This window comes from Rhodopseudomonas sp. BR0C11 (assembly GCF_010820945.1).
GTDB classification, from domain to species: Bacteria; Pseudomonadota; Alphaproteobacteria; order Rhizobiales; family Xanthobacteraceae; genus Rhodopseudomonas; species Rhodopseudomonas palustris_H.
This window is the reverse complement of record NZ_QTKI01000212.1, coordinates 1-8232: the sequence shown is the minus strand read 5'-3', so window position 1 is coordinate 8232 and position 8232 is coordinate 1. Positions and strand designations below refer to the sequence as shown.

The 8232-nt window shown below is 66.7% G+C and carries 8 protein-coding genes; 1 reads left to right on the top strand and 7 read right to left on the bottom strand.

What is annotated here, in order from left to right; genetic code table 11:
• Positions 1-92: 92 nt before the first annotated feature.
• From DYI24_RS16285 to DYI24_RS16255, 7 genes are all read right to left on the bottom strand, one after another.
• A complete protein-coding gene (locus DYI24_RS16285; protein ID WP_164573040.1) occupies positions 93-818 on the bottom strand; it encodes a hypothetical protein in 726 nt (241 codons plus the stop codon).
• Positions 819-899: 81 nt separating this feature from the next.
• Positions 900-1394, bottom strand: a complete 495-nt coding sequence (gene lspA, locus DYI24_RS16280) for a signal peptidase II (RefSeq protein ID WP_107356907.1) — start codon at positions 1392-1394, stop codon at positions 900-902.
• Positions 1395-1593: 199 nt separating this feature from the next.
• Positions 1594-4602: an isoleucine--tRNA ligase gene (ileS, locus tag DYI24_RS16275; protein ID WP_164573039.1), complete on the bottom strand. Its 3009-nt coding sequence runs from the start codon at positions 4600-4602 to the stop codon at positions 1594-1596.
• A gap of 181 nt (positions 4603-4783) precedes the next feature.
• Positions 4784-5356: a sugar O-acetyltransferase gene (locus DYI24_RS16270; RefSeq protein WP_164573038.1), complete on the bottom strand. Its 573-nt coding sequence runs from the start codon at positions 5354-5356 to the stop codon at positions 4784-4786.
• Positions 5353-6321, bottom strand: a complete 969-nt coding sequence (locus DYI24_RS16265) for a bifunctional riboflavin kinase/FAD synthetase (protein WP_107345954.1) — start codon at positions 6319-6321, stop codon at positions 5353-5355. The genes DYI24_RS16270 and DYI24_RS16265 overlap by 4 nt, the downstream gene beginning before the upstream one ends.
• A gap of 121 nt (positions 6322-6442) precedes the next feature.
• Positions 6443-7138, bottom strand: coding sequence for a ribonuclease T2 family protein (locus DYI24_RS16260; protein ID WP_164573037.1), 696 nt, complete (start codon positions 7136-7138; stop codon positions 6443-6445).
• Between the two features lie 104 nt (positions 7139-7242).
• Entirely contained in the window at positions 7243-7704 is a 462-nt protein-coding gene (locus DYI24_RS16255; RefSeq protein WP_107345956.1) for a hypothetical protein, read from the bottom strand.
• Positions 7705-7871: 167 nt separating this feature from the next.
• On the opposite strand from DYI24_RS16255, the gene DYI24_RS16250 reads away from it, so the two are divergent.
• Positions 7872-8162 (top strand): hypothetical protein, encoded by a 291-nt coding sequence (locus tag DYI24_RS16250; RefSeq protein WP_107345957.1) that lies wholly within the window; start codon positions 7872-7874, stop codon positions 8160-8162.
• Positions 8163-8232 lie beyond the last annotated feature (70 nt).

Genomic DNA, 8232 nt, shown 5'->3' with positions numbered 1-8232 from the left:
GCGCTGACGCGCACGCTGTTCGACGGAACGAGAGATGGGAATGCCGCGCGACGCGGCGGGCCGTGATGAACGAGGACGGACGGCAACCAGGCTCAATTGCTGGTTTCTTTGCCCGACATGATGTCCATCCGCTTGCTGCCGAGCGCTTCCTTAGGCCCGGTGCCGTAAGCGAAGTTCGGCGACGGCGTCTGGTAGCCGGACGGTGGCTGGGTCAGGTTCTCGCGGGTCGGCTCGCCGGTGAAGGTCGCGGTTTCGGTCCTGCTGCCGCCGCCGAGCACGCCCCACAACGAGCCGTTGAAGCCGAGCTGCGAGGGGCTCAACATCGGATTGTTCTGCTGGTTGCCGGGCTGCATCGGATCGTTGCCACCCTTGGCGGCGTCGGCGCGGACCGATTTGAGCTGCGACGGCGTCAGCGGCTGGGCCGATTCCCACGGATTCGGCTTGGCCTTGGCTTCGGCCGCTTTGATTTCCTTGCGGCGCTGCAGGTCGGCGTCCTTCGGCCAGTTCGGCGCCGGCGCGGCGGCCGCGGCGGTTTCCGGCGGCGGCAGTTCGAGCTTCGGCGGCACCACCAGCGGCGAGCGCTCGCGATAATTGATGCCGGAATTGTCCATGTTGGTGGCGCCGATGCCGGACATCAGGCCCTTGATGATCTTTTCCTCGAAGGTGGAGTCGTCCGCCTCTTCCTGGTCCTGGGCGCGGGCGATTCCGACCGTCAGCACCATGCCGACCCCGAGGGCAACGGCGGCGACCCGGGCGGTGCGGAGCAGCGCGGCGGTGGACGTTTCCGTCTTCGGAAGGCGGCTGTCGGTCTGGCGCATGGCGTTGATCCTATTCACGTCTTGCGATCGGGCCGCAACCCGGAAGCAGGCCCAATTCCGCGCGGTCGGTATCGGCCGGGATCAGGGCGCTTTTGCGGCGGGTAGCCCTATCAGGGAGTCATACAGCAGGGCTGCCACCCCGACAACAATCGCCACGTCGGCGATGTTGAACACGTACCAGTTGTAGGTTTTGCCGCCGATTTCGGCGTGAAGCAGGGCAAAATCGACCACCGCGCCATAGGCGAGCCGGTCGATCGCATTGCCGATCGCCCCGCCGATGATCAGACCGAGACCGATCGTCGCAAGCCTGGTGGTGGAGCGCGCCATCCAGATCGCCAGCGCCACCACGGCCACCACCTTGAACGCCAGCATCAGCATCTGCCCGGTCGGCCCCTGTCCGGAGAACCAGCCGTAGGAAATCCCGGTGTTCCAGGCCAGCACCAGGTCGAAGAACGGCAGCACCTGCACCACGCCCTTCCGCGCCAGCTCGAACCCGTGCAGCAGCCACAGCTTGCTGGCCTGGTCGAGCGCCAGCGCGACGATCGCGGCGAGGACGCCGAGGCGGACGGGGGTCATGATGCGGCGCCCACCCCAAAACGAGGCGTCGTCATGCTCGGCGATGACGGCGAAGGAACCACCGGCACGGCCCCCTCATCCTGAGGAGCGGCGTCTTCGCCGCGTCTCGAAGGATGAGGGCCACGCCACCTCATGGTTCGAGACGCGCGCCCGAGGGCGCGCTCCTCACCATGAGGGGCCGGTGCGCGTGTCACGCCGCTCAAGACGCCGCGCCGCCCAGCGCCTTCCATTCCCGCAGCGCCTGGGCGTCGCGGGGGGAGACGTCGGGATACTCGGCATCCGAGCCGACGCTCGACAGGATCTTCCACGACCGGGCGCACTTGGTGCCCTGCGCCCGCTCGATCACCACGCCGACATCGGCGAGCTCCGGCAGCCGGAACGCATCGGCCGGCGGGGTGTCGTTGCCGCGCAGGATCTCGACCATCGCGTTCGAGGTGATGCAGATCTCCGCCCAGTCGACGTCGAACAGATCGCCCATGAAGGCTTCCGGCAGATAGATCATCGGCGAGGCTTCGAGCGACGAGCCGATCCGCTTGGCGGCACGCTCGACTTCCAGCGCGCCGGTGACGACCTTGCGGATCGCACGGATCACCCGCCACTTCTTCTCCAGCGCCTCGTCGCGATATTCGCCGAGGTCGAGCGGGAACAGCGTCAGGTGCACGCTCGGCTCGGCGTCGGGCCGGTACATGCCCCACGCTTCGTCAGCGGTGAACGACAGCACCGGCGCCAGCCACTTCAGGATCGCGTCGCAGATGATGTCGATCGTGGTCAGCGCCGCCTTGCGCGCCAGCGACGACGGCGGGTCGCAGTACAGCGTGTCCTTGCGGATGTCGAAGTAGAACGCCGACAGCTCGGTGTTCATGAACGCCGCCAGCGAGGCCACCACGGTCTTGTAGTCGAACTCCGCATAGGCGGCCCGCACCGTCGCGCTCTGCTCGGCGAGCTGATGCAGCATCAGCCGCTCCAGCTCCGGCATGTCGGCGAACGCCACCGCTTCGTCACGCTTGAAGTGATGCAGCGTGCCTAGCATCCAGCGGATCGAGTTGCGCAGCTTGCGATAGGTCTCGACCACGTTCTTGAGGATCTCGGGGCCAATGCGCTGATCGTCGGCGTAGTCGGTGGCGCACACCCACAGCCGCAGGATATCGGCGCCGGAGGACGCGATCACCTTGGCCGGATCGGTGGTGTTGCCGAGCGACTTCGACATCTTGCGGCCCTGCTCGTCGAGGGTGAAGCCGTGCGTCAGCACGACGTCATAGGGCGCGCGGCCGCGGGTGCCGCAGCTCTCGAGCAGCGACGAATGGAACCAGCCGCGATGCTGATCGCTGCCTTCCAGATACATCACCGTGTCGGCGCCGCCGTCGACCTTGCGGCGGATGCCGGCGAGGCCGGGGAAGTTCTGCGCATCTTCCAGCACGAACGCATGGGTCGAACCGGAGTCGAACCAGACGTCGAGAATGTCGTCGACCTTGCGCCAGCCCTCGGCGGCGCGATCGCCCAGGAAGCGCTCGGCCGCGCCTTCGGCGTACCAGGCGTCGGCGCCTTCCTGCATGAAGGCTTCGGCAATGCGCTGGTTGACGACCTCGTCCTGCAGGATGTCGACCGAACCGTCGCCCTTGTCCTTGATGAATACCGCGATCGGCACGCCCCAGGCGCGCTGCCGCGAGATCACCCAGTCCGGACGGCCGGAGATCATGCCGTTGATGCGGTTCTGGCCGGCCGGCGGCACCCATTGGGTGACGGAGATCGCCTTCAGGGCGCGGGCGCGCAGCGTATCGCCGGGCTTCGCCGCGCCGTCATCGACGATGTCCTTGTCCATCGCGATGAACCATTGCGGCGTGTTGCGGAAGATCACCGGCTTCTTCGAGCGCCACGAATGCGGGTACTGATGCTTCAGCTTGCCACGCGCCAGCAGCGCGCCGCGCGCGATCAGCGCCTGGATCACCGCCTCGTTGGCGTCGCCCTTCTCGCCCTTGTCGTTGATCACCCGCTTGCCGGTGAAGCCCGGCGCCTGCTCGGTGAGCGCACCGTTCTCATCGACGGTGTAGGGGATGGTCGACGAGATGCCCCGCGCTTCGAGAGCGCGGGCATTGTGCATCCAGATATCGAAGTCCTCGCGGCCGTGGCCCGGCGCGGTGTGCACGAAGCCGGTGCCGGTGTCCTCGGTGACGTGTTCGCCATCGAGCAGCGGCACGATGAACTCATAGCCGCCGTCGAGGCCCTGCAGCGGATGCGAGCACTCGCTCGCCTTCAGCACGTCGGCGCCGATGTCCGAGACCTTCTCGTACGCCGCGACGCGGGCCTGCTTGAATACGCTCTCGGCGAGCGCGTCCGCCAGGATCAAAAGGTCGCCGGTCTTGGCCCAGTTATCAGCCGGCGCATCGGTGACCTTGTAGAGACCATAGGCGATCTTCGACGAGAAGCTGATCGCGCGGTTGCCCGGCAGCGTCCACGGCGTGGTGGTCCAGATCACGATGCTGGCGTTCTTGGTCGCCGCATCGCCGGTCTTGACCGGAAACTTCACCCACACCGTATCCGAGGTGTAGTCCTCGTACTCGACCTCGGCCTCGGCCAGCGCGGTCTTTTCGACGACGCTCCACATCACCGGCTTGGAGCCGCGATACAGCGTGCCGTTGGCGGCGAACTTCATCAGCTCGCGGGCGATCTGCGCCTCGGCGAAGTAATTCATCGTGGCGTAAGGATGATCCCAGTCGCCGATCACGCCCAGCCGCTTGAACTCCTCGCGCTGCACGTTCAGCCATTTGGTGGCGTAGGCGCGGCACTCCTTGCGGAACGCGATGATCGCCGCGGAGTCCTTGAAGTTCGGCTTCGGCTTACCCTTGGAGCGGTAGTTCTCTTCCTCGATCTTCCACTCGATCGGCAGGCCGTGGCAGTCCCAGCCGGGCACGTAGTTGGAGTCGAACCCGAGCATCTGCTGGCTCTTGGTCACGACGTCCTTGAGGATCTTGTTGAGCGCATGCCCGATATGGATGTTGCCGTTGGCGTAGGGCGGGCCGTCGTGCAGCACGAATTTGGCGCGGCCCCGGGCGCTTTCGCGCAGCTTGCCGTAGAGGTCCATCTCCTCCCAGCGCTTCAGCAGCTCCGGCTCGCGCTGCGGCAGTCCGGCGCGCATCGGAAACTCCGTCTGCGGCAGGAAGAGGGTTTTGGAATAATCGTTGACGTCGGATTTTTCAGGCTTGTCGGACATGGAAGCTCTGGGTCAAGAGGCGCTGACGCGATCGATCGCGATGAAGTGAGACGGGTCCCGGTCTTGCGCCGAACTCAAAGCTCAGGCGGAAGCCGGGCCGATAATGCTGATGATGGCGCGCCGTGCAGACATGCGGGCATTCATTAGCAGGCGGTCGCAGGATCGCAAAGCCCTGCGGCGGTCATCCTTGCGTCTGGCCGCCCTTCCTCAGCGGCTTGGCCGGGTTGCCGCCGACGATCGAATGGGGGGCGACATCGCGGGTCACGACGCTGCCGGCCCCGATCACGGCGCCGTCGCCGATGCTGATGCCGGGCAGGATGATGGCACCGCCACCGATCCAAACGTCGTTGCCGATCGTCACCGGGCGGCCGAATTCCAGGCCCTCGCGGCGGGTGGCGGCGTCGCGCGGGTGGTCGGCCGCGTAGATCTGCACCGCCGGACCGATCTGGGTGCGGTCGCCGATCCGGACCGGCATGATGTCCAGGATCACGCAGTTGAAATTGAGGAAGACGTTGTCGCCGAGGAAGATGTTGTAGCCGCAGTCGCAGAAGAACGGTGGCCGCACCACCGCGCTCTTGCCGACATGGCCGAAATGCTCGGACAGCAGCACGTGCCGCTCCGCCGCCGGCAGCGCGCCCGAGGCGTTGTAGCGGACGATCCAGGCCTTGTTGGCGGCCTCGTCGGCGGCGAGCTCCGGGCTGCCGGGGCGATACAGCTCGCCCGCCAGCATCTTCTCCTTCTCGGTCCGGTTCATCGCAGCGTGCCGAGTTTGGGGAACGCGCCGTGGTCGGCGGCGAGCGCCGCTCGGGCGCGGGCGGAGTCGTCGTCCATCTGCCGGATCAGCGCCTCGATGCTCTCGAACTTCTCCTCGTCGCGGATGAAGGCGATGAAGGCGACGTCGAGCGTCTCGCCGTACAGCGGTTCATTGAAATCGAACACGAACACTTCGAGCAGCGGCGCGCCGTTGTCGAAGGTCGGGCGGCGGCCGAAATTCGCCACCGCGTCGTAGTGTTTGCCGCCGCGGCCGACCCGCACCGCATAGATGCCGTGCTTCAGGCTGCACTCCGGATCGAGCCTGATATTGGCGGTCGGATAGCCGAGGTCGCGGCCGCGCTTGTCGCCATGGATCACCTCGCCGGTGACGAACCACGGACCGCCCAGCATCTCGGTGGCGGCAGCGATGTGGCCCTCCTCCAGGCATTTGCGGATCGCGCTCGACGACACCGGATGGTCGCCGAAATCGACATGCGGCTGGACGTCGACCTCGATCCCGAGCGACGGCGCTTCGGCGACCAGCATCGACGGCGAGCCGCCGCGGCCCTTGCCGAAGTGGAAATCGTAGCCGATCGCAATGCCCTGCACCCCGAGCCGGCCGATCAGCTCGTGCTGGATGAAGTCGTGCGCGGTTGTCGACGCCCGCCGCGCGTCGAAGCTGAGGATCACCGCGCCGTCGAGCCCGGTGCCCGCGAGCAGCCGCAGCTTGGCGGTCTCGTCGGTCAGCCGGAATTGCGGCACGTCGGGGCTGAAGAACTTGCGCGGATGCGGCTCGAACGTCACCGCCAGGGCTGGCGCCTTCTTGATCCGCGCCATGTCGAGGCAGGCGCCAATCACGGCACGGTGGCCGCGGTGGACGCCGTCGAAATTGCCCATCGCCACCACCGCGCCCTTGGGGATCACGGCCGTCGGCGTATCGTCGCGGATTACGGCAAAGCCTGTCATTTGGGATTCAGTTCATCGCGTTCAGGAGGGACCCGGACCGTGACGCGGAGCCGCGCGCGGTGTCAAGCCATCGTGCGGCCTGGGACACCTTCGGGAACGTCTGAAGCGAGGCGCCGGGGGCTCAGCCGCCGCGCAGCGGCGGGACTTCGAGCTGGTCGCGGCGGCAGGCGCGGCGGTCGATTTCCTCGCAGGCCCGGAATTGCAGATCCTTGCTCATGCAGATCCGCACCTCGCTGAGCCGCTTGCGGTCGCACATCACCGCAATCGCCGAATTCGACAGGCCCGGATTGACCTTGATGAAGGCGGCCTCGACCTCGTCGGCGGTGACGGTGCGCGGCTCCTTGGCGTCGATGAAGTCGGGCGGAATCCGGACCGCGGCGCGGGCCTTGCGGATCTGCTCGAAATAGCTGCGCTGCGACAGTCCTGCGCAGGTGCCGTGCTTGTCCCACTCGTTATAGATCAGCCCCGGCGCCGGCATCAGGTCGAGCATCGAGTCGACGATGCGGCGGTCGAGCCGCGGCGCGGGACGCTCGCAGTATTCCGGAAAGCCGCGCTCGTATTGCGGCCACAGCCCGTGCACCACGAAGGCGAACGGCCGGCCGCCGCATTGCAGCTGCTGGGAGCGGCCGCTGAGGCCGCGTTCGGACGCCTGCTCACAATAAGACGGCGACCACGACAGCGCCAGCACGTAGAAATCGAACGCGCCGGGCGCATTCTGGCGGCGGTCCTGCGCCTCGGCTGCGGCCGAGGTGAACAGAGCCCCAGCCACCGCGCAGGCGGCGATCAGCGACCGTCGTCGACGTAGAAATCCAAGCATGTCACAGGGCCCTGCTGCTGGAAGTGCGAAAAGCCTACCAGGACTCAGGAACGTTTCAAGAACGCAAATGGTCGATAGTGCCGCGGTTCAGCGCGGCGCGCCGCTCAGGGCTTGGCGGCCTTGCAGGCCGGATTGAACGCCCAATTGCGGTCGACGCCGACGACGCAGAACTCGACGCCGTCGGTGAAGCCGGCGAGACCGCCATCCTCGATGACCGAGAAATACACCGGACGGGTCTTGCCGTCGTTCAGTAGCGCGTCGGCGGCACAGAAGCGGCGCGGAATGTTGTCGCTCTGCCAGGGGCGGAACGCGACGTCGCGGACCTTCGCATACGCGGTGATGCGCAGATCCGAATTCCAGAAGGTGCCTTCCTTCTCGGCGAACTGGTGGGTGATCGACGGCAGCGCGGCTTCGCACGGCGGCAGATTGCCGTCATAGCGCGGACCCGACAGCCAGAAGTTCATCTCCAGCGGATTGGCCGCCTGAGCGGTGGGCGCCAGCGCGAACAGGCCAAGCAGGGCCGCGACCGCGGCGACGGGCGTTTTCAACGTCGAAATGAATCGCATGGCTCATCCACCGGAATTCGATGCGGCGGACGGTGCCGCGAAGCCATGCCAAGGTCAAGTGCGGGCCGGCCACACCTCGGCAGAACCCCACGCGGAACGCGGGGCGTGTTCTTTCCATTCTCATGGCGGCGTTCTAGACTCGAACGCAGCGACAGAGGGAGATCACGATGCGATTGATGGGGGCTGCCGGCTTGGCCGTTCTGGGTGCGGTGCTGGCAAGCACGGCGGCGCGCGCCGATTATGTGCCGCCGTTCAAGGGCAATGATACCGGCGGAATCATCTCCACCAGCCTGATCGGCCACGCCGACGTCCGCGCCATGGCGGTCGATCACTGCGCCCGCTACGGCAAGGTGGTGAAGCTGCTCGGCGTGCAGGCCAATTACGGCGGCTACATCTCGTTCGCGTGCCGCTGGGTGCCGTACGGCGCCGACGAGCGGCCGCTGCGCACCAAATACTGATCGGAGCCGCAGCGATGAGCCGTCGCCATCCGTCTCGCATCTGGCTGCTTTCCCTGCTGCTCGCCGCGCC

Bases quoted from the DNA above. Each gene is read 5' to 3' on its own strand.
- DYI24_RS16265 (WP_107345954.1), bottom strand. From the start codon at position 6,321: ATGACAGGCTTTGCCGTAATCCGCGACGATACGCCGACGGCCGTGATC.
- DYI24_RS16270 (WP_164573038.1), bottom strand. From the start codon at position 5,356: ATGAACCGGACCGAGAAGGAGAAGATGCTGGCGGGCGAGCTGTATCGC.
- DYI24_RS16260 (WP_164573037.1), bottom strand. From the start codon at position 7,138: ATGCTTGGATTTCTACGTCGACGACGGTCGCTGATCGCCGCCTGCGCG.
- DYI24_RS16285 (WP_164573040.1), bottom strand. From the start codon at position 818: ATGCGCCAGACCGACAGCCGCCTTCCGAAGACGGAAACGTCCACCGCC.
- DYI24_RS16255 (WP_107345956.1), bottom strand. From the start codon at position 7,704: ATGCGATTCATTTCGACGTTGAAAACGCCCGTCGCCGCGGTCGCGGCC.
- ileS (WP_164573039.1), bottom strand. From the start codon at position 4,602: ATGTCCGACAAGCCTGAAAAATCCGACGTCAACGATTATTCCAAAACC.
- lspA (WP_107356907.1), bottom strand. From the start codon at position 1,394: ATGACCCCCGTCCGCCTCGGCGTCCTCGCCGCGATCGTCGCGCTGGCG.
- DYI24_RS16250 (WP_107345957.1), top strand. From the start codon at position 7,872: ATGCGATTGATGGGGGCTGCCGGCTTGGCCGTTCTGGGTGCGGTGCTG.